General features: G+C 57.2%; 21 protein-coding genes. 13 read left to right on the top strand and 8 right to left on the bottom strand.

Features of this window, described 5'->3' with window-relative positions:
* Positions 1-28 precede the first annotated feature (28 nt).
* From HGO37_RS05660 to arsK, 3 genes are all read left to right on the top strand, one after another.
* Positions 29-1,516 (top strand): SulP family inorganic anion transporter, encoded by a 1,488-nt coding sequence (locus tag HGO37_RS05660; RefSeq protein WP_250982528.1) that lies wholly within the window; start codon positions 29-31, stop codon positions 1,514-1,516.
* A gap of 149 nt (positions 1,517-1,665) precedes the next feature.
* Positions 1,666-2,007, top strand: coding sequence for an ArsR/SmtB family transcription factor (locus HGO37_RS05665; RefSeq protein WP_250982529.1), 342 nt, complete (start codon positions 1,666-1,668; stop codon positions 2,005-2,007).
* A 20-nt stretch (positions 2,008-2,027) separates the two neighbouring features.
* Positions 2,028-3,227 carry an arsenite efflux MFS transporter ArsK gene (arsK, locus tag HGO37_RS05670; protein WP_250982530.1) on the top strand — a complete coding sequence of 400 codons (1,200 nt, stop codon included), beginning with the start codon at positions 2,028-2,030 and terminating at the stop codon, positions 3,225-3,227.
* Between the two features lie 80 nt (positions 3,228-3,307).
* Here arsK and arsH read toward each other — a convergent pair whose 3' ends face one another.
* The 4 genes from arsH to HGO37_RS05690 form a co-directional block, all read right to left on the bottom strand.
* Positions 3,308-4,054, bottom strand: coding sequence for an arsenical resistance protein ArsH (gene arsH, locus HGO37_RS05675; RefSeq protein ID WP_285200481.1), 747 nt, complete (start codon positions 4,052-4,054; stop codon positions 3,308-3,310).
* Complete coding sequence (gene arsC / locus HGO37_RS05680) at positions 4,011-4,433, bottom strand: arsenate reductase (glutaredoxin) (protein ID WP_250982531.1); 423 nt, start codon at positions 4,431-4,433, stop codon at positions 4,011-4,013. The genes arsH and arsC overlap by 44 nt, the downstream gene beginning before the upstream one ends.
* 15 nt (positions 4,434-4,448) lie before the next feature.
* On the bottom strand, positions 4,449-5,495 hold the full coding sequence (arsB, locus tag HGO37_RS05685) for an ACR3 family arsenite efflux transporter (protein WP_250982532.1): 1,047 nt from the start codon (positions 5,493-5,495) through the stop codon (positions 4,449-4,451).
* Between the two features lie 189 nt (positions 5,496-5,684).
* The gene (locus HGO37_RS05690; RefSeq protein ID WP_250982533.1) at positions 5,685-6,038 is read right to left on the bottom strand and encodes an ArsR/SmtB family transcription factor; all 354 of its coding nucleotides are present in this window, start codon (positions 6,036-6,038) and stop codon (positions 5,685-5,687) included.
* An 877-nt stretch (positions 6,039-6,915) separates the two neighbouring features.
* Between HGO37_RS05690 and HGO37_RS05695 the strand changes: the two genes are divergently transcribed.
* The 10 genes from HGO37_RS05695 to HGO37_RS05740 all read left to right on the top strand — a co-directional run bounded on the left by HGO37_RS05695 (position 6,916) and on the right by HGO37_RS05740 (position 15,243).
* Positions 6,916-8,247, top strand: coding sequence for a reverse transcriptase domain-containing protein (locus HGO37_RS05695; RefSeq protein WP_250982534.1), 1,332 nt, complete (start codon positions 6,916-6,918; stop codon positions 8,245-8,247).
* Positions 8,248-8,467: 220 nt separating this feature from the next.
* The gene (locus HGO37_RS05700) at positions 8,468-8,887 is read left to right on the top strand and encodes a hypothetical protein (RefSeq protein ID WP_250982535.1); all 420 of its coding nucleotides are present in this window, start codon (positions 8,468-8,470) and stop codon (positions 8,885-8,887) included.
* Between the two features lie 5 nt (positions 8,888-8,892).
* A complete protein-coding gene (locus tag HGO37_RS05705) occupies positions 8,893-9,129 on the top strand; it encodes a hypothetical protein (RefSeq protein ID WP_192491313.1) in 237 nt (78 codons plus the stop codon).
* A 3-nt stretch (positions 9,130-9,132) separates the two neighbouring features.
* A complete protein-coding gene (locus HGO37_RS05710) occupies positions 9,133-10,818 on the top strand; it encodes a portal protein (protein WP_250982536.1) in 1,686 nt (561 codons plus the stop codon).
* On the top strand, positions 10,818-11,171 hold the full coding sequence (locus tag HGO37_RS05715) for a hypothetical protein (RefSeq protein WP_250982537.1): 354 nt from the start codon (positions 10,818-10,820) through the stop codon (positions 11,169-11,171). Before HGO37_RS05710 ends, HGO37_RS05715 begins: the two co-directional genes overlap by 1 nt.
* A complete protein-coding gene (locus HGO37_RS05720) occupies positions 11,155-11,886 on the top strand; it encodes a hypothetical protein (RefSeq protein ID WP_250982538.1) in 732 nt (243 codons plus the stop codon). The genes HGO37_RS05715 and HGO37_RS05720 overlap by 17 nt, the downstream gene beginning before the upstream one ends.
* Before the next feature lie 3 nt (positions 11,887-11,889).
* Positions 11,890-12,930 (top strand): major capsid protein, encoded by a 1,041-nt coding sequence (locus HGO37_RS05725; protein ID WP_250982539.1) that lies wholly within the window; start codon positions 11,890-11,892, stop codon positions 12,928-12,930.
* 81 nt (positions 12,931-13,011) lie between these two features.
* Positions 13,012-13,422 carry a Bbp16 family capsid cement protein gene (locus HGO37_RS05730; RefSeq protein WP_192491308.1) on the top strand — a complete coding sequence of 137 codons (411 nt, stop codon included), beginning with the start codon at positions 13,012-13,014 and terminating at the stop codon, positions 13,420-13,422.
* The gene (locus tag HGO37_RS05735; protein ID WP_250982540.1) at positions 13,415-13,699 is read left to right on the top strand and encodes a hypothetical protein; all 285 of its coding nucleotides are present in this window, start codon (positions 13,415-13,417) and stop codon (positions 13,697-13,699) included. The genes HGO37_RS05730 and HGO37_RS05735 overlap by 8 nt, the downstream gene beginning before the upstream one ends.
* A 326-nt stretch (positions 13,700-14,025) precedes the next feature.
* Positions 14,026-15,243 (top strand): MFS transporter, encoded by a 1,218-nt coding sequence (locus tag HGO37_RS05740; RefSeq protein WP_250982541.1) that lies wholly within the window; start codon positions 14,026-14,028, stop codon positions 15,241-15,243.
* Between the two features lie 52 nt (positions 15,244-15,295).
* Here HGO37_RS05740 and HGO37_RS05745 read toward each other — a convergent pair whose 3' ends face one another.
* The 4 genes from HGO37_RS05745 to nhaA form a co-directional block, all read right to left on the bottom strand.
* Positions 15,296-16,045, bottom strand: a complete 750-nt coding sequence (locus HGO37_RS05745) for an SDR family oxidoreductase (protein ID WP_250982542.1) — start codon at positions 16,043-16,045, stop codon at positions 15,296-15,298.
* A gap of 89 nt (positions 16,046-16,134) precedes the next feature.
* Positions 16,135-16,698 (bottom strand): ATP-binding protein, encoded by a 564-nt coding sequence (locus HGO37_RS05750; RefSeq protein ID WP_250982543.1) that lies wholly within the window; start codon positions 16,696-16,698, stop codon positions 16,135-16,137.
* 261 nt (positions 16,699-16,959) lie between these two features.
* Entirely contained in the window at positions 16,960-17,499 is a 540-nt protein-coding gene (locus HGO37_RS05755) for a hypothetical protein (RefSeq protein WP_250982544.1), read from the bottom strand.
* Positions 17,500-17,663: 164 nt separating this feature from the next.
* Positions 17,664-18,863 (bottom strand): Na+/H+ antiporter NhaA, encoded by a 1,200-nt coding sequence (nhaA, locus tag HGO37_RS05760; protein ID WP_250982545.1) that lies wholly within the window; start codon positions 18,861-18,863, stop codon positions 17,664-17,666.
* Positions 18,864-18,997: the final 134 nt, after the last annotated feature.

Consider the following 18,997-nt stretch of genomic DNA (forward strand, 5'->3'; position numbering starts at 1 on the left):
GTTGCCCCTTACTGTGAAAACCAAAATCATGATCAATTTTTCAGCCTACCGTCGGGAATGGTTCTCGAACATTCGTGGCGATATTCTCTCTGGCATTGTTGTGGCGCTTGCGCTTATTCCAGAGGCTATCGGCTTTTCCGTTATTGCCGGCGTTGACCCACGCGTTGGCCTTTATGCCTCGTTTGCCATTGCCTGTGTGAGCGCCATTACCGGCGGCCGCCCGGGCATGATTTCTGCCGCCACCGCCGCAACCGCCGTGGTGATGGTGACGCTGGTGAAAGAACACGGCCTGCAATACCTGTTTGCCGCCACCATCCTGATGGGCATCATCCAGATCATTGCCGGGCTTGCCAAAATTGGCCGGGTAATGCGCTTTGTTTCCCGCTCCGTGATCACGGGTTTTGTCAATTCGCTGGCCGTGCTGATCTTCATGGCGCAGTTGCCGGAGCTGATTGGCGTGCCTGTTGCCACCTATGTGATGATTGCCGGGGGACTGGCCATCATCTACCTGTTTCCTTACGTCACCAAGGCGGTGCCCTCGCCGCTGGTTTCCATCGTCATCATTACGCTCATCGTGTGGTTTACCGGCATGGATGTGCGCACGGTGGGTGACCTTGGTGCCCTGCCCGACAGCCTGCCTCACTTCATGATACCGGATGTGCCGTTTACGCTGGAAACGCTGCAGATCATTTTCCCATACTCCATAACGCTTGCGGCGGTTGGCCTGCTGGAAAGCCTACTGACGGCGCAGATTGTTGATGACATGACCGACACGCCCAGCAACAAAAGCCAAGAATGCCTTGGCCAGGGTGCCAGCAACATAGCGTCCGCCTTTATTGGCGGCATGGGTGGCTGCGCGATGATTGGCCAGTCGGTCATCAACGTGTCTTCCGGCGGGCGTGGCCGCCTTTCCACTTTTGTGGCCGGTGCGTTTCTGCTGTTTCTGATCGTGGCGCTGAATGACCTGGTGCGGATTATCCCCATGGCCGCACTGGTGGCGGTTATGATCATTGTATCGATCGGCACCTTCAAATGGCGCTCGGTGCTGGACCTCAGGAAAAACCCGCTTTCCTCCTCCATCGTGATGCTGGCGACCGTGGCCACGGTTCTCATGACCCATGATCTGGCCAAGGGCGTGATTGTGGGCGTGATGTTGTCAGGCATTTTCTTTGCCGGAAAGGTCGCCAAACTGTTCAGCGTCAAGGCGTCACCGAAAGACGCAAATGGCACCGTAACCTATACGGTTGAAGGGCAGATTTTCTTTGCCTCGGCGGAGAGTTTCATATCCGCATTCGACTTTGCGACACCGGCCGACAAGGTGAAAATCGATGTGAGCCAGGCGCATCTGTGGGACATTACCGCGGTTGGCGCACTGGACAAGGTGGTGATCAAATTCCGTCGCAACGGCACGGATGTCGAAGTTATCGGCTTTAACCGCGCCAGCGCTGACATGATTGACCGCTACGCCCTGCACGACAAGGCGGAGCGCGAAGCGGCCAGCGCCTCACTGCACTAAACCAAGTGGCGGTTTGAGAGATGAAACCGGGGCGGATTTCGCCCCGGTTTTTTGTTTCCTGAAATTGCTTGAGCCCAAGCCATCGGCCACTTGCCGAAGACCATCATCTTCGCTAAATCTCATTTCAATAGTTCAAGGATTATTGAAAAATGGAAGAAATGCAGGCGCTGGCCGCATTCGGGGCTTTGTCTCAGGAAACACGGCTGAAGATTGTGCGAATGCTGGTGGTGGCCGGGCCTGAGGGCATGGCAGCCGGAGCAATTTCCCAGCGGCTGGACGTATCGCCCTCCAACCTGTCCTTTCATCTCAAAGAGCTGGATCGCGCCGGGCTGATTACGCAACAACGCGAGGCCCGTTCCATTATCTACACCGCCCGTTTTGATGCGCTGAGCGGGCTAGCGCGTTTTCTTCTGGAGGATTGCTGCGCGGGAAATCCGGACATTGCCGGGTCGTTCGAGCAGGCCCCAGTCTCTAATTCCAACGACTTATAAACCGGCAAAGGAATAGGTCATTGGCCGCAAACAGGGTTCCGGCAGGTTTTGTTTCTGCCCTTGGTGTCACGCAGATCGTCGGTTATGGCACCCTTTACTACTCCTTCAGCATTCTGGCGCCGGCAATGGCGAGTGATTTGGGCATAAGCCTGGAGCAGGTGTTTGCGATCTTCTCCATTGCCCTGTTCATTGGCGGCCTGTCTGCCCCGTTCATTGGCAGGCATATGGACCGCATTGGTGCGGCAAGCGTGATGACGCTGGGCTCTGCCCTTGCAGCGCTGACCCTTGCAGCCTGCGCATGGTCGCCGTCCGTTGCAATTTTTGCGCTGACGATTGTGCTGATGGAGGTGTTTTCAGGCATGGTCCAATACCAGGCCGCCTTTGCAACGCTTGTGGAAAGCCAGCCCCGCACAGCCTCGCGCAGCATCACCTACCTGACACTGGTGGCCGGTTTTGCCTCCACCATATTCTGGCCGATTGCCGCCATGCTGACGGCCTATCTATCCTGGCGGCAAATCTATGTGGTTTTTGCCGTTCTGAACCTCACCGTGTGTATGCCGTTACATTACTGGATAAAACGAAGCGGAAAGAAGGACGACCAGCAGAACAGAATTGGAAACGGCGACGCAGTGCCCGGCGCGCTTGCGCCACAGGCCCGACGTCGCGGCATTGTGTTGGTTTCCCTTGCCTTTTCTCTGACGGGTTTTACCATTGCGGCAATTCTTGCCCATATGGTGCCAATGCTTGGAGCAATCGGCCTTGGAAGTGCTGCGGTCGCTATTGGCGCGCTGTTTGGCCCTGCACAGGTGTTGAGCCGCCTGATCAACATGGTTTTTGGGCAACGTTTAGCGCCGCCTGCACTGGCGATAGTCTCCGCCAGCTTCATCGTGCTTGGTGTGGTTGTTCTTGGCTTGTCTGGCGACTGGTTGCCCGGCGCTGTAGCCTTTGCAATCTGCCTCGGGCTTGGTTCCGGCATCAACAGCATCGCGCAAGGCAGTCTGCCGCTTTATCTGTTCGGATCTGCCGGTTACGGCGCAATAACCGGCAAGATGGCCGGTGCGCGGCTGGCAACGGGAGCAGCGGCACCATTTTTATTTGCCGCCGCCATGGACCGAATTGGAACCACCCTATCCCTGTTCGTGATTTCAATGATTGGCGCGCTTGGCATCATCGCCTTCATGGCAGTTGCCGCATCTGTGCGCGACAAAAGCACCATCTGACAGGCGGCTGGAGCGAAGGGTGGCCGCGCACCCCGCGCGCCAGCATCTGAACAGATCAGGTGCCGGCTGACACTGTTTGCCTATATTGACTTCAGCGACACGCGCTTTTCCAGTTCCAGCGCCTGTTCCTTGCGCTCGCTATAACGGTCTGTCAGGTAGGCCGAGGCATCCCGCGTGAGCAGCGTGAACTTGACCAGTTCTTCGCAGACATCCACCACCCGGTCATAATAGGACGATGGTTTCATGCGGCCATCGGCGTCAAATTCCTGATAGGCCTTGGCGACCGATGACTGGTTGGGAATGGTGATCATCCGCATCCAGCGGCCGAGAATGCGCATTTGGTTGACCGCGTTAAACGACTGGCTGCCGCCGGACACTTCCATGACAGCAAGGGTTTTGCCCTGCGTGGGGCGAATGGAGCCAAGCGACAGCGGTATCCAGTCTATCTGCGCCTTCATGATGCCGGTCATGGCGCCGTGACGCTCCGGGCTGACCCAGACCTGGCCTTCCGACCACTGCGTCAAATCCCGCAATTCCTGCACCTTGGGGTGGCTGACCGGCGCTTCATCCGGCAATGGCAGACCGGCGGGATCAAAGATTTTGACCTCGCAGCCCAGTTCCGCCAGCAGGCGGCCAGCCTCTTTCGCCAAAAGGCGGCTGTAGGACACCTCGCGCAGCGAGCCGTAAAGGATAAGAATGCGCGGCTTGTGCGTGGAAAAGGCTGGACGCAGGGCATCAAGGTCTGGCTGATGAAGATGTTGGGCCTGCAAAGCGGGGAAAAGATCAGACAAGACGTTTTCCTTCCTGATCGAGAACCTGTTCGCCATCTTCCTTGAAGAAAGCGCCGGTGAAACTGTTCGGCAGGATATCCAGCACCAGTTCGGACGGCCGGGCGAGCCGTGTGCCCAAGGGCGTGACGACAAAAGGACGATTGATGAGAATGGGATGCTGCAGCATGGCATCCAGCAAATCACTGTCGGTCACATCTGGATTATCCATCCCCAATTCGGCGTATGGCGTGCCCTTCTCTCTCACCGACTGACGGACGGTCAGGCCGGCATCCGAAATGAGCTTTTCAAGCTGCTGGCGCGATGGCGGGTTGCTGAGATAGTCAATCACGTCCGGTTCAATGCCAGCAGCGCGGATCAAGGCCAGCACGTTGCGGGACGTGCCGCAGGCCGGGTTGTGATAAATCTTGGCGTCCATGATTTTGTCCTTCTTTCAAGCTTTGTTTCTGCTGACGGCGGGCGAAGCCTCGTACCAGTGTTTGCTGCGGTTTACGGCCCAGACGACGGTCAACATGACCGGAACCTCGATGAGCACGCCGACCACGGTTGCCAGTGCTGCGCCGGAGTGAAACCCGAACAGGCTGATGGCCGCGGCAACCGCGAGTTCAAAGAAGTTGCTGGCCCCAATCAGTGCCGATGGGCCGGCAACGCAATGGCGCTCACCCACCAGACGGTTCAAAAAATATGCCAGCGCCGAATTGAAATAGACCTGAATGAGGATGGGAACGGCCAGCAGCGCAATGATCATGGGCTGCGCGATGATCTGCTGCCCCTGAAAACCAAACAGCAGGACAAGTGTAACCAGCAGGGCAATGAGCGACAGCGGCTGCAGCTTTGCAAGTGTCGCATCCAGTGCCGTGGTCGTTCCATCCCGCGTCAAGCGGGCACGCAGAAGCTGCGCGATGATAACAGGCACGATGATGTAAAGGCCGACAGACAGAATGAGCGTGTCCCACGGAACGATGATGGCCGACAGGCCCAGCAGCAAGCCGACAATGGGCGCAAAAGCCACAATCATGATCGCGTCATTGACGGCGACCTGAGACAGCGTGAACAGCGGTTCACCGCGTGTGAGGTTGCTCCACACAAAGACCATGGCGGTACAGGGGGCGGCTGCCAGAATGATAAGCCCGGCAATATAGGAATCGATCTGATCGCCCGGCAGATACGGCCGGAACAGCCAGCCGATAAACAGCCATGCCAACAGTGCCATGGAAAATGGTTTAACCGCCCAGTTGATAAACAGCGTGACGCCGATGCCGCGCCAATAGATGCCGACCTGCGCCAGGGAGCGGAAGTCGATCTTGATCAGCATCGGGATAATCATCAGCCATATCAGAATGGCGACGGGCAAATTGACCTTGGCGACTTCCAGCGCGCCAACGAAGTGGAACACGCCGGGCAACAGATGGCCAAGCGCGACACCAACGATGATGCAGAGAAAAACCCAGATGGTGAGATAACGTTCAAAAGTCGACATCAGGCGGAGTTTCCGGAGTTGTTATGTGGGCCACAGCAAAGAGCGTGACCCGGTGAAAATGAACACACGGCCATGAGCGCCGCGGTGACGGCGCGCGGTGATTTCTGTTGGGTCCTCGTCGTCAAAACGCGTGAGGTGATTTTCGGTGAGATTGTTCGAACGCAGCAACCCGAACCGTATAACCCCTGCTCAGCATGGTTTTGCCTCTGGCACGCAACAGGGTGTCAGCTCGGCAATCAGCGGTGCGCAAAGCTCGGCAGAACCGCCACAACAATCTTTCAGGAGAAACAGGGTCAACTCTTTCAAACCTTCCAGATCTGCCCGGTAAATGATCGAGCGGCTGTGCCGCTCGCCCCGCACTAGCCCGGCCCGCGACAGGGTGGCCAGATGGGCGGACATGGTGTTTTGCGGCACGTCAAGAAGACGCGCCAGCTCACCGGCCGGAACGCCTTCCGGCTCATGCCTGACAAGAAGACGAAATGTGTCCAGCCTGGTGGGTTGTGCCAAGGCGCCAAGCGCCGCGATTGCTGATGTGTTATCCATACATCCGGATTATTGGATATGTTGTGGTGGAGTCAAGGGGTGGTGATGGGTAGGTAAGGAACCCATCCGACATTTCGCTGCACGAAAGCTGTTTTAGGATTTGAGAAATGGCACCGGGGTGATTTCTTTATCGGTTATTTTTCTCGAAAATTGGCGTCTTTGGACAAGTGAGTTTCGACCCAATTTAGACCGTACGCAACTCCGCCCCCATAAGCTAAGCCGCTCTAAAAGAGCGTATCTGAAACTTGATGCAAATTTAGACAACTTTAAGTAAAAATTTTAGACTGGGATGCGTGAAGACACTTGAATAACTCCGGCAAAAAACCATATCGTCGCAGTGTTCATGGTTGCCATGGCGTCGGACGTGAAGCTGGACCTGTCCATGCGGATCACGCGCCACGGACACCACGCCCAGGTGGCATTTGCTGCCGAGGTGTCTGGAGTCGCGGCTCTGCCGTGCGCAGTGGATGTGTCGTACCTGACCGTTGGTTTGGAAGCTGTGAATACGCCGTCATCAGGCGGTCCCCAAGCAGCAGATAGCCAATTTAAGCGGCGGGCGCGGCCGGGGCCGGAATCGCTTGACATTGCCAAAAACCTGCTAAGGTGGAGGGTGAAGAATTGTGTGAACCTGCCTCGAAAAACCGGCTCGTGGGAGTCGGCTTACCGGCCTTTGCGGACTCGCGTTGGTCGTAGCGTTCATGGTTGCCATGGCGTCGGACGTGAAGCTGGACCTGTCCATGCGGATCACGCGCCACGGACACCACGCCCAGGTGGCATTTGCTGCCGAGGTGTCTGGAGTCGCGGCTCTGCCGTGCGCAGTGGATGGGTACCTATCAACGGTCGGGACAGTATGTACGGGGACCCGAGCGGAGAAAATATGGCATCGCTTTTCGAAAACGTCCGGTCAGAACAGAATGTTTTCTCCGCCTGGCGGCACGTCAAGAAAAGTGCAATGAGTTCCGCTAACGGGGATATTCGAGGTGCTGCAACTGAGTTTGAGCACTCCCATCAACGACATATCCGCCGAATTATCACACAACTCCGCGAAGGCCGCTTTAAATTCGATCCTGTCACTGGGGTTTTGAAGGATGCAAAGAAAAGGATTGCTGTAGGTAAAGATCCACGGCCTATTGCCATTGCTACATTAAAGAACCGGATCGTACAGCGCGCAATCTTGCAAATATTGCAACCTAGGACAGCGATAGATTCCAAGGATGTGAATACCCGTTATCGGATTGAACGGGACGAGAGATTGGGTGCCATCAATGAGGTCAATAAGTCCAAGTACGGCGTAGGCGGGCTAATGCATCCATATGGCGGAGTTGAGCCCGCAATTAGGTTGATAAGAGAAGCGATCGATGGTGGATCCAAATATTTCTATCAGTCAGACATCAAATCATTTTTTACGCGCATACCAACCAAGACCGTCGTTGAATTTGTGCGAACCCAAACCCAAGACGACGCTCTCTCAGATCTTTTTGAGTATGCTTTAGCGCTTCATCTAGACAATGAAGAAGAGTTGCAAAGTTATGCGTCACTTTTCCCTAAGGGAGGTATCGGTGTCGCCCAAGGTTCATCGCTGTCCGCATTCGCGGGCAATGTACTACTTTATGACTTAGACCATGAATTAAACAAAATGGGTGTGACTGCGGTAAGGTACATCGACGACATCCTCATGGTGGGAGAAGATAAGAAGGTATTGGACGCGGCAATTTCCCACGCTGGTGAAACACTTGAGAGCTTCGGCTTTGGTTTATACGCACCAGCCAAGGGTAGTGACAAAGCTGCGAGTGGCGAATGCAGTAACGCCATAAATTTTCTTGGATGCACCATCCAGCCGCGACGATGTGTCCCGAGTACAGCATCAACGGAACGACTAAAGACAGACGTTACAAAGGCTATTTCAGAATCGAAAATTGCTATTCAGGCGTTCTTGAAGAAGGGAAACTCATTCCATCCTAAAAACTCCAAGACGGCGACATTAGATGCAATTGGAAAGCGAATATACGGCTGGCAAAAGGCGTTTGCCTTCTGCACCGACGCACAGCCGTTCGAACAATTAGACAGATACATCGATAGACAAATCAGCGACTATGAGTCGGCTCTGTTGAGAATGCTTGTTGGCGCAAGCACGCCCACGCGAACGAAAGTTCTCGGAATTCCGTCTACTCACGAGATGTTTTTGAACAACGTGAGGAAGCGCACTTAAGTTAGAGACGTCCGATTTTTTGCACTAATTGTACTAGATGTTCAGTTCAGGGCTCGTCGCTCAACAAATGATAACCAAATCCTGTTTCCCCTTGGCCGAGTTGATCATTGCCTGCTGCTTCAGGACTTATTTAAACGCATAGCCTCACCCATTCCACCCTCACAACCATTGACCGCTAACACTCCACCCGATGGTCGATGTGGCCGGTGGAGCGGGATTTATGGATTATGGGCAGGCCATTGATAGCGGCCAGACTGATAGCGGCCAGTCAGACAGCAGCAGCAACATTGATATAAAATTCAAGAGTCCGGTTGCAGTGCGTGACGTGCTGGCGGTGAGTATTGCCCGTCGGCAGAATGCCGCCGCCAATGGCCGGCTTTTCTGCGTGATGCTGTTTTGCGTGTGCCTGCTGTTGTGGCTGTTCAGCCCCGACAATTTTTGCCTGTGGCTTGCGATGTTTTCCACCCTGCCCGTTGCCGGTGCTGCGGCGGCTGACGATCTGGCTGCAAAATCGCCCGCAAACCTCCCCAACATTTCATCCGGGCAGCGGGCGCATGGCGCCCTGCATGCGGCCCTTTGCGGCATCAATACCGGTGTGCCGGTTGCCGTGTTCATCCTTATTCTTCTCAACATCGGATAACGCTCATGTGCATGTTCAAGACCCCGAAAACCCCGACTGTTCAGGCGCCGCCGGAATACGCGCAGCAGAAGACGCCGGATTATGCCGTGGGACAGAGTTCTGCGGCGCGGCGCACCTCCGACCGCATTCGTGGTTCTGCCAGCACCATCCTGACCTCCGGTACCGGCGTTGGCACCTTTGCCAACACGCTGTCGCCGACGCTTTCCGGCATGGATGGCAAAAAGACATTGCTTGGAGCCTGAGACATGGCAGACACCCGCCGAACCGACGAAACCCAGATTGCCTACCACCGTCGCCGCCTGGAAGAGCTGAAGCAGCTTCGTCAGCCCTGGGAAGCGGAATGGCGAGCGCTGGCCGATTACATTGAGCCGACCCGGTTGCGCCTTGGTGGCGACCGCGAGGGGCCGCGCACCCGCGCCAAGATTATTGACAGCACCGGCACACATGCCTGCGACACGCTGAAATCCGGCATGCACTCCGGCCTGACCTCGCCTGCCCGGCCGTGGTTCCGGCTGACGACCTTTGATCCCGCCTTGAAAAAGGTAGATGCGGTGAAGGCCTATCTGGCCGCCGTGCAGGACAAGATGCGCGAGGTATTTGCCGCCTCCAACCTCTATCGCGCCTTCCATGTGGGGTATGGCGACCTTGGCCAGTTTGGCCAGTCGGTTGCCATTCTGGTGGAAGACGAGGAAACGGTTATTCGCGTGCAGCAGCTGGTGCATGGCCGGTTCTGGCTGGCGCGCAACCACAAGGGCCGCGCGACGACGCTGTACCGGGTGTTTCGCTGGAACGTGCAGCGCATTGTCGAGCGCTTCGGTTACGAGCAGGTGCCGCAGCGCATTCGTGGCCTGTATGACACGGCCAAATATTCGGAATGTTTTGATGTCTACCACGCCATTGAGCCGCGTTACGACCGGGACGAGACGATGCGCGACAAGCGCAACAAGCCGTTCCTTTCCAATTACTGGGTGGATGAAATCGGCACCGAGCTTTTGGAAGAAAGCGGCTTTGACAGCAACCCGATCATTGCGCCGGCCTGGGAGCTTTCCGACGACGACCATTACTCCCTTTCACCGGGGCAAAAGGCGCTGGCCGACATCAAGATGTTGCAGCTGGAACAGATGCGCAAGCTGGAGGGCATCGACAAAAAGGTGCGCCCGCCGATGAACGCGCCGACCTCCATGCAGAACAGCCCCAACTCGCTGTTGCCGGGTGCGGTGAACTATGTCGACGACCCCGCCGGCAAGGGTTTTCGCCCGGCAATGGAAGTGAACCTGAGCCTTTCCGAACTGCGCGAGGACATCCGCGAAACGCAGATCCGCATTGACAGGACGTTTTTTGCCGATCTGTTTTTTGCCATTACCAACATGGAAGGCGTGCAGCCGCGCAACCAGTTTGAACTGACGCAGCGCAAGGAAGAACAGCTGCTGCAGCTGGGTCCGGTGCTGGAAAACGTGTTTGGCGACCAGCTGGGCCCAACCATTGACCGGACCTATGACATTCTGGTGGCACGCGACGAACTGCCGCCGCCACCGGAGGAGTTGCAGGGGCTGGAACTGAAGGTGGAATATATCTCCACCCTGGCGCAGGCGCAGCAGGCAGTTTCCACCGGGCCGATTGAGCGTGGCGTGGCCTTTATTGGCCAGCTGGCCGGGGCACGGCCGGAAGCGCTGGACAAGCTGGATGCTGACGAGGCGATTGACCTTTACATCGAGGCTATCGGTGCGCCGCCTTCGATGATCCTTGCCGATGACAAGGTGGCGGCGCTGCGCGAACAGCGCGCGCAACAGGCGCAGGCGCAGCAGAGTGCCGAAATGGCCGCCACCATGGCACCGGCTCTGAACCAGGGCGCACAGGCCGCAGAACTTTTGGCCAGCGCCAACGAAAACCCCAATGGCAACGCGCTGCTGCGCCAGCTTGGACTAGGCTAATGGACCATTTTAACGAACAACCTTCTCACCCCCATACCCCGGAGCGTGATGAAATCACGACGGCGTTTCGTGACGTCTTTGCCCTCGATGCCGGCAAGCGTGTGCTGTTCTGGATGCTGGAACAATGCGCTGTTTACCGCGATGCCTATTCGGGGGAACTGACCAACGCAACGAACTACATCCTCGGCAGACAGGGGGCCGGGCGAACGCTGATCGCCAAGCTCGATAGCATCGACCCCACCATGTACCCGAAGCTGTTGCTGGCGATCGCTGATTTCAAGGAAGCAGAAAAGGTAGCGGCGAAACGCCGTGCCGACAGCGCGGAAGGCGAAGACTATGACGTTGATGCGTAACAGGTGGCTGGGCCGCGCCGCATTGCTGTTTAATGCCGAAGGCGACAGCTTTGGCGGCAGTGGTAACGAGGCCAATGCGCCCTCACCCGAGGCCGTGCTGTTTCCCGATGATAAGGCCAATACGGCTGACGACTTCGATGACGACGATCGCGACAATGATTTCGGCGATACATCAGATGGTAATGGCGACAACGGCACAAAGGATGATGCCACCAAAGGCCCTGACGATACGGTTCCCGATGACGGCAAATACAGCCTGACCATGCCAGACGGCGTGGAAGTGGACCAGGAGCTGCTGGATGCGATGGGCAGCGACTTCAAGGAGCTGGGCCTGACGACACGCCAGGCGCAGCAACTGGCCGACAAGTTCATTGAAACACAATCACGACGGGGTGCGGCGCAGGCGGAAAACTGGGCCAACCGTGTTCAGGGCTGGGCCGACGAGGCCCGACGCGACCGCGACATTGGCGGCCACAAATGGCAGGGCACAGTTTCCAGCGCCCAGCGCGCACTTTCCACGCTCGGCACGCCCGCCTTGAGGGAATACCTCAACGCCAGTGGCGGCGGCAACCATCCCGAGCTTATCCGCATATTCGCAAAGGTCGGATCGATGATCCGGGAGGACAACCCACCAACGGGAGGCGCAGACGGCGGGGGCAGAAAGGCCGAAACCGCTCACCTTCTTTTTCCAAACGACGCACCGAAGGGCAAATAACACATGGCTATCATTGGTAGCACCGTACCTACCCTCATTGACGCCCACAAAGCCTCTGGCGAGGGCATCGTTCTTGAACTGCTGGCGCAGAACAACCCCATCCTGAAAGATGCGATTGCCACGCAGTGCAACCTCAAGGGCATTCACCGTCACTCCATTCGCACCGGTCTGCCGTCCGCTGGCTGGGGCCGACTGTACAAGGGTGTGCAGAAATCCAAGAGCACGCTGCAGCAGGTGGATGACACCACCGGTTTTCTGGAAGCGCGCTCTGAAATCGACACTCGCCTGTTGAAGCTGGCGCCGGACCCGGCCAAGCAGCGACTGGTGGACAGCGCCCCCTTCCTGGAAGCGATGAACCAGGAAATGGCAACCGGCCTTTTCTACCACGACACGGACAAGACGCCGGAGAAGTTCAAGGGGTTTGCGCCGCGTTTCAGCGCCTATAACAGCAACATTCCCGACCCGACGCGGCCGAATGCCGCCAACCAGGTGATCAATGCCGGTGGCACCGGCGGCGACAACACCTCCATCTGGTTCGTGACATGGGCAGACCATGCCGCATCCCTGCTCTACCCTGAAGGCACAAAGGCCGGCGTGGAAGTGATGGACAAGGGCGAAGAGCCGGTAAAAGACGATGACGGCAATACCTATTACGCCAAGGTCACCGCCTTTGAATGGCACATGGGTGCCTTCGTGAAGGATTATCGTTACATGGCGCGTATTGCCAATATCGATGTGTCCGAGATGATGGCCGGCAATGTCGATCTGTGGAAGCTGCTGCGACAGGCCTATTACCGCCTGTACATGACCTACGGCATCAACGCCAAGGGCGGCCGCACCGTGTGCTACATGAACCGCCAGGTCATGGAAATTCTCGACGAACAGTCCACCGACCGTGGCCTGACGACGGGACGCGCCAACACCGTGCCGCTGAAATCTGCGACGCTGGAAGGCGAAGAAGTGACCACCTACCGCAACATTCCAATCCGGATTGCGGACTCGCTGCTCAGCACAGAAGCGCCTGTACCGGCAGTGGCGCTGTAAACGCACCCGTAAGGCCTGCCGCCAAGGGCGGCGGGCACCTTCTCCCTTCCTTTGCTTTGACACCTATCACGGGGAAAACGCATGATTTTCGATACTCAGAGCCTGCTGTCCAATGCGCAGGCGATTACTGCCACGGCAGCCTCGACCAACATTCTCGACCTTTCACCCATTGCTGGCGGCGTTGTACGCGATGTTGGCCAGGGCAAGCCGGTGCCACTGCGCCTGCAGGTGGTGGAAGATTTCAACAACCTGACCACGCTGACAATTGCGCTGCAGACCGATGACGCACCGGCCTTCGCCTCGCCCAAGGTCGTGTGGTCGCAGGCCGTGCCGGTGGCAGAGTTGAAAGCGGGCAAGGTCGTTTTGCCGGACTTTCTGCCGCGCGGCACGGCGGAACGGTATGTACGCCTGAACTACACGGTGACAGGCACGGCGCCGACCACCGGCCGCATTACCGCCGGTGTGACCATGGGCAACCCTTCGAATGGTTGAAGTGGTTGCCAACACGCGTGGTTACATTGACGGGGAAATCCGCGAAACCGGCGAGGTTTTTACGATTTCCGACGCGCTTTGGCAGGATGAAAAGCGACGCCCGAAATGGGTGGATGCCGCTGATGCGCAGTCGTTGACGGTGCCACAGACCACAAAGGCAAAGCCGAAACCGAAGCCAGCACCCGCGAGAGCCGAACAGCCGCAGGGCAACGGCGTTGCCGAAGCACTGGGCGGCCCACCACCGGACTGGCTGCCTGCGCAGGGTGACGAAGGCTGAGGCACCAGTGCCTGCAGACACAGTTCCATACGGGCGGCTTGCTTGTTCAAGGCCGCCCGTTTCTGTTGAAGCCCGTCTTCTCTACGAGCCCGACCGCGAGTGCCAGAGACCACAATCGCCGTCATCATTCTCGCCCTTGTGGCGAGAATCCAACCACGTTGCATATCAGGCACCGGCTTGGAGCCTCGCCTCACGGGCGAGGATGACAATCGCGAGCGTAAGCAATGATTTACCCCTGCCGCAGAAATTCTCGCCACGGCTTTGCCTGGTCTTGCGATTTTGTGAGCGAGGCCGTACCACACAACCGGGAATAGAGGGGTCTGGGCATGGAAGAATTCGCACGCGAGCTGCTTGAGCTCAGCATGTTCATGAGGATTTTGTGGTCGTGGCCCGTGATGGTGTTTTCAGCCTGGGCAATCCTTGCGATAACAAAACCGACATGGAAAATTGGCGGTGGCGCCTATTTCTTCGGCTGCTGTCTGGTCTTTGTCATACTTTACGCCTCTACCCTGCTCTTACTGCCGGAACAGATGGCAATCGAACATGGCTATGCCCATGTTATCGTTGGAACACACGTTGCCATAATGGTGCTTGCTGGCGCTGTGGCCGGCCTCTTTTCGGCAGCGCGTTCCCGCGATGCCTATGGCGAAAATGACCGATGGTTGATGGGCCTAGTGCCCGTCGCCAATCTCGCGCTTGTGTTCGACAAAGGTCAGGAAAAAACCAAGCCGATTGACGACACGATTTTAACAAACATCATCATGACGCTGGCCGGTTTGGGCGTTTTGATTTCTGCGACGCAGCTGGATCGTATTGCCGAGAAGCGTTTCGAACAATTCAAGTTCAGTCTGGTGCTGCAGGCCGCACAACCGCCGCCACCGCCGCCTCCGCCGCCAGAACCTCAAACACAGAGCGAAGCGATACAAGCGGCCCTGAAACGTTATGCGGCATCCCGCACCATTCCACAAAACTTCGACAAAAACGTCAGGCTGACCGCCGTTGTAGCGGATGGTTATACCCTGATTTATCGCTACCGGATTGGGAACGACAACGAGGCCGAGCAGCAGCAATGGCAAGATTTGACGGAGTTTACCTGGTGCAACGCAAACGACTATAAAGAGCTGTTTGCATTTGGCGCGACATTGCAAGGCGAGCTGCTGGACCGCACAGGCAATATTGTGCGCAGTGCCAATGCCGACGCCGTGGGGTGCAACCTCGACAACCTGAAAATCGATGCCGAAATGACAGAACGTGCCAAGGCGGAAAAAACCTTTGCCACCACCAATGGCGCGCTGGGCATATCCGGTGCCAGCTATGCGAACCGGGTTTATACCATCAAGATATTTTCCCCTGATCCCGTCCCGGCTCTGGCAAAGGACGTGATGCGGAAAAACTGGTGTAACCGCGAAGAATACAAATCGATGCTTCTCAAAGGAGTGACCATTCGCGGCGCATTTGAAACCAAAAGTGGACGTCCCTTGGAAACGGTTGACGTCAATGTCATTGAATGCGGAATTGCTGGCGATATTAAGCCCAGCAATTAAGCGAAAACACCGCCACGCCAGGTGGCGGTGTTGTTTCAGGTGAAGTGCGGCCTCACTTCACCGCCGCATTGCCACCATCGGCAAACAGCGCCGAGCCAGCAACAAAGCTGGCCATGGGGCTGGCCAAAAACAGCGCGACATTGGCAATTTCTTCTGGTTGGGCGATACGTTTCATGGCGTGCAGACCGGCTGCCCATTGTTTTTGTGCCTCATCCCCGGCCATGGCCGTATCCACCCCGCCGGGCAGCAGCGCGTTCGCCCTGATGCCGTTCACCGCGTAGTCGGCTGTAATGCCCTTTACCAGTCCCATCAACCCGGCCTTGGCGGCGGCATAGACCGCCATGCCCGGCAGGCCAACGCTGCTTCCAACAAAGCTTGAGGTAAAGATGATCGACCCGCCGCCCCGCGCCAGCATGGCCGGGATCTGCGCGCGGCTGGCGAGGAAAGCCGAGGTCAGTGTCGTGGTGATCGTGCCCTGCCATTCCGCGACATCAACCTCGGCCAGCGGTTTCAGAGGACCAATGGTGGCGGCATTGTTAAAGGCGATATCGACGCCGCCGAAAGACGTGATGGCCCGCGCAACCAGCATTTCGTGGGTTTTCTGTTGGCCAACATCCCCCGCCACAGTGACCACCTGACCGCCTTTGGCACGGATTTCGTCCGCCACCGCCTCCAGCGCCGGTGCGTGCCTGGCATTCAGCACAACGGCGGCACCTTCCGCGCTGAACAGCATGGCAGCGGCGCGGCCAATGCCTGACGATGCGCCGGTGATGATGGCGACCTTGTTTTCTAACATGCCCATGAGAGACCTCCTTGATTGGGAGGTTTGCTTATAGGAGCGGCCAAGTGGCCTCAGCCACCCGATCCTTGCGCGGGGTCAGAGTTTGGGTGTCACACGGTGTTCTTCAGCGCCTGCGTCACCTGCGCCATCAGTTCTGCGGTGGGCAAGGCACCATCAAGGCGCAGAATCGGGGCGGATTGTTCTGCCAGCCATTCCTCATGCTGGGCAATGTTGCGGCCGGAAAAAGTCGGGTCATCGTAACGGGACGCCCAATCGCGAAATGCCATGTGTTGAACATGCATGTCGCCGTCCGGCAGAATACGTGTGCCATAACGGGCGGCCTCGCGTGCATCCAGCCTTTGCAGCCGGATGGCAGTTGGCGTTTGCAGGAAAAGGATGAGATCGACATCGCCAAGCATGGCATTGCCCCAGCCCATGCAGGACCCGGTCAGCACCCAGCCATTGCTTTGACGCTGCTGCGCCTGAATGAGCTTTACCCGCTCTTGTGGCGGCCGTTTGGTGGTGAATGGCGGATCGGTCGGCATCCAGTAGAAATCATCGACATCAAATTGCGGCATGCCGTAATGCGCCGACAGAGCGGACCCTAATGTCGAAACGCCCGAGCAGGATGCGCCTGTCAGATGAATACGCGGGCGGGTATCGTGCGGGTTCATGGGCATCTCCTTCATCATTCGACAGCGGGATTTTTCAGGACGGTGCTGCATGTAGCGTATTGGGGCCGCGGGCTCAAGAAACCGGGCACAGGACACGCCACGCCACGCGGGCGTGACATGCACACCAAACAAAAGTCACCCTGCGTCTCCAAGGAGATGCAGGGTGAAAGTTGTGCTATGAACGACTGTAATGTACTGCCAGGAAAAAATGGGCGGCGAAGCGAATGCGCCGCATGTTCAGATGCGCGGTTACACAGACAATTAAACACCGGCCTCTTCATGGCGTTTGTCGCGCTTGGCCTGACTGTCGCGGACAAATTGCGATACACGCCCCAGCTCCATGCGGTTGACCAGATCTTCCGCCCGTTCATTGGGAATAGCGCGCATACCCTTGTCAGCTCGGCGCGAGGTTGGTCTGTTGATGGGGCTTGCGGCGGCGCGGCGCATTTCCAGTGCCTTTTCGGCGTTACGCTTCAACTCACCACGTCCTTCAAAACGCTGACGACGGGCATGTTCCTGATTGGTGCGCTGCACGGCATTGGCAAGAATAGACAGCCGTTCACGAATGCCGGTATCTGTTTTGGCCGCCTTGCCATCATCGCGCGCCGACTTGCCACGCATTTCGCGGCGTGTGCGGTTGGCAATGTCGCGGGCACGATCGCGGCGTTCCCGCAGGTTTTTGCGCAGCTGCTGCAGCTCAGTGTCGGAAAGTTCGTTTATGGAGGGATGGCGGGAGGCCTCGACAAGCTCTACTTCGGCATTATCAAGCACGCGCAGAGTGGTTCGTCTTGAGTTTGGCATGGGGATCTCCTTTCATTCTATCCAAAAACCCAATGCGCTGTTGCCTTGTTCGTTCCTCAGACTGCGGTCACGTCGACCTGACATTTCTGTGAGGTCGGTGGGTGACGTCAACCGGGTAACGACCGCCGCATGCCGTAGACATGGGCGGTCGACTCATTCGGATTTCAGGCGGCCTTGGCGACGGAGACCTTCCGGCCAGATATGGCCAGCAGCGTGGCGCCCAACGTGCCTGATACCAGCGAGCCCAAGAGAATGCCGATCTTCACGTGGTCCTGCAAAGCCGGATCATCAAAGGCCAGGAGGCCGATGAACAGTGACATGGTGAAGCCGATACCGCACAGGAAGGCCGTGCCAGTCATTTGGCCCCAGCTTGCATGCGCCGGAAGTTGTGCCCAACGCAGTTTGACCAGAAGTGCGACAACACCGAGAACACCAACCAGTTTGCCGAGAACAAGCCCCACGGCCACGCCCATGGTGACAGGTTCACTGAACACGCCTAGGCTGAGACCAGACAGCGACACACCGGCATTGGCAAAACCGAAGACCGGCACCACGAAAAATGCCACCGGCTTATGCAGCCCATGCTCAAGGCGATGGAGTGGTGATTCCTCCGGTGTTGCCTCTGGTGTACCGGGGGTCAGTTTCAGCGGAATGGTAAGCGCCAGCATGACACCGGCCAACGTCGCGTGAATGCCCGATATAAACATCAGCAACCACAGGACTGCCCCCAAAGCCAGATAAGGCCAGAGTTGCCTGACCTTCATTCTGTTGAACAGGAAGAGATTGCCAAGGACAAGAAATGCACCGGCAAGGGCCAGCAGATTGAGATTTTCAGTGTAAAACAGCGCAATGATGATGACTGCACCGAGGTCATCAATGATGGCCAAGGCTGCAAGAAATATCTTCAACGAAGCGGGCACACGCGAACCCAACAGCGAGATAACGCCAAGGGCAAAGGCGATGTCGGTTGCGGCCGGAATGGCCCAACCCTGCAATGCAGCCGGATTGTCCTTATTGAACAGCACGTAAAACAATGCCGGAAATGCCATGCCGCCAGCGGCGGCAGCACCCGGCAGCACACGCCGGTGCCAGCTGTTTAGCTGGCCATCCATCATCTCACGTTTGATCTCCAGACCCACCATGAGGAAAAACACCGCCATCAGGGCATCGTTGATCCAGTGCTGGACACTGAGTGGCCCAAGATAGACATGCAGCAGACTGAAATAAGCCTCTGCCAGCGGCGAGTTGGCAATGATGATGGCCAATAAGGCAACCGCCATCAGCACGAGACCGCTGGAGGACCCGCTGTCGAGGAATTTACGAAGGGTAGAGTTGATGCGACCTTGCTTTAATGTCGAAGACACAGGTTCACGCTCCCTTGGTTGGAAGTTGATCTTAGTCTCCGTCGATTTCGGGGAAATCCCGCAGCGCACGCAGCACGCACTGTTGGAAAATGTATAGCCAAGCACCTATCCGGTTTCCAGAAAAACCGGAGCAG

Source organism: Rhizobium sp. CG4 (assembly GCF_023701965.1).
Classification (GTDB): domain Bacteria; phylum Pseudomonadota; class Alphaproteobacteria; order Rhizobiales; family Rhizobiaceae; genus Agrobacterium.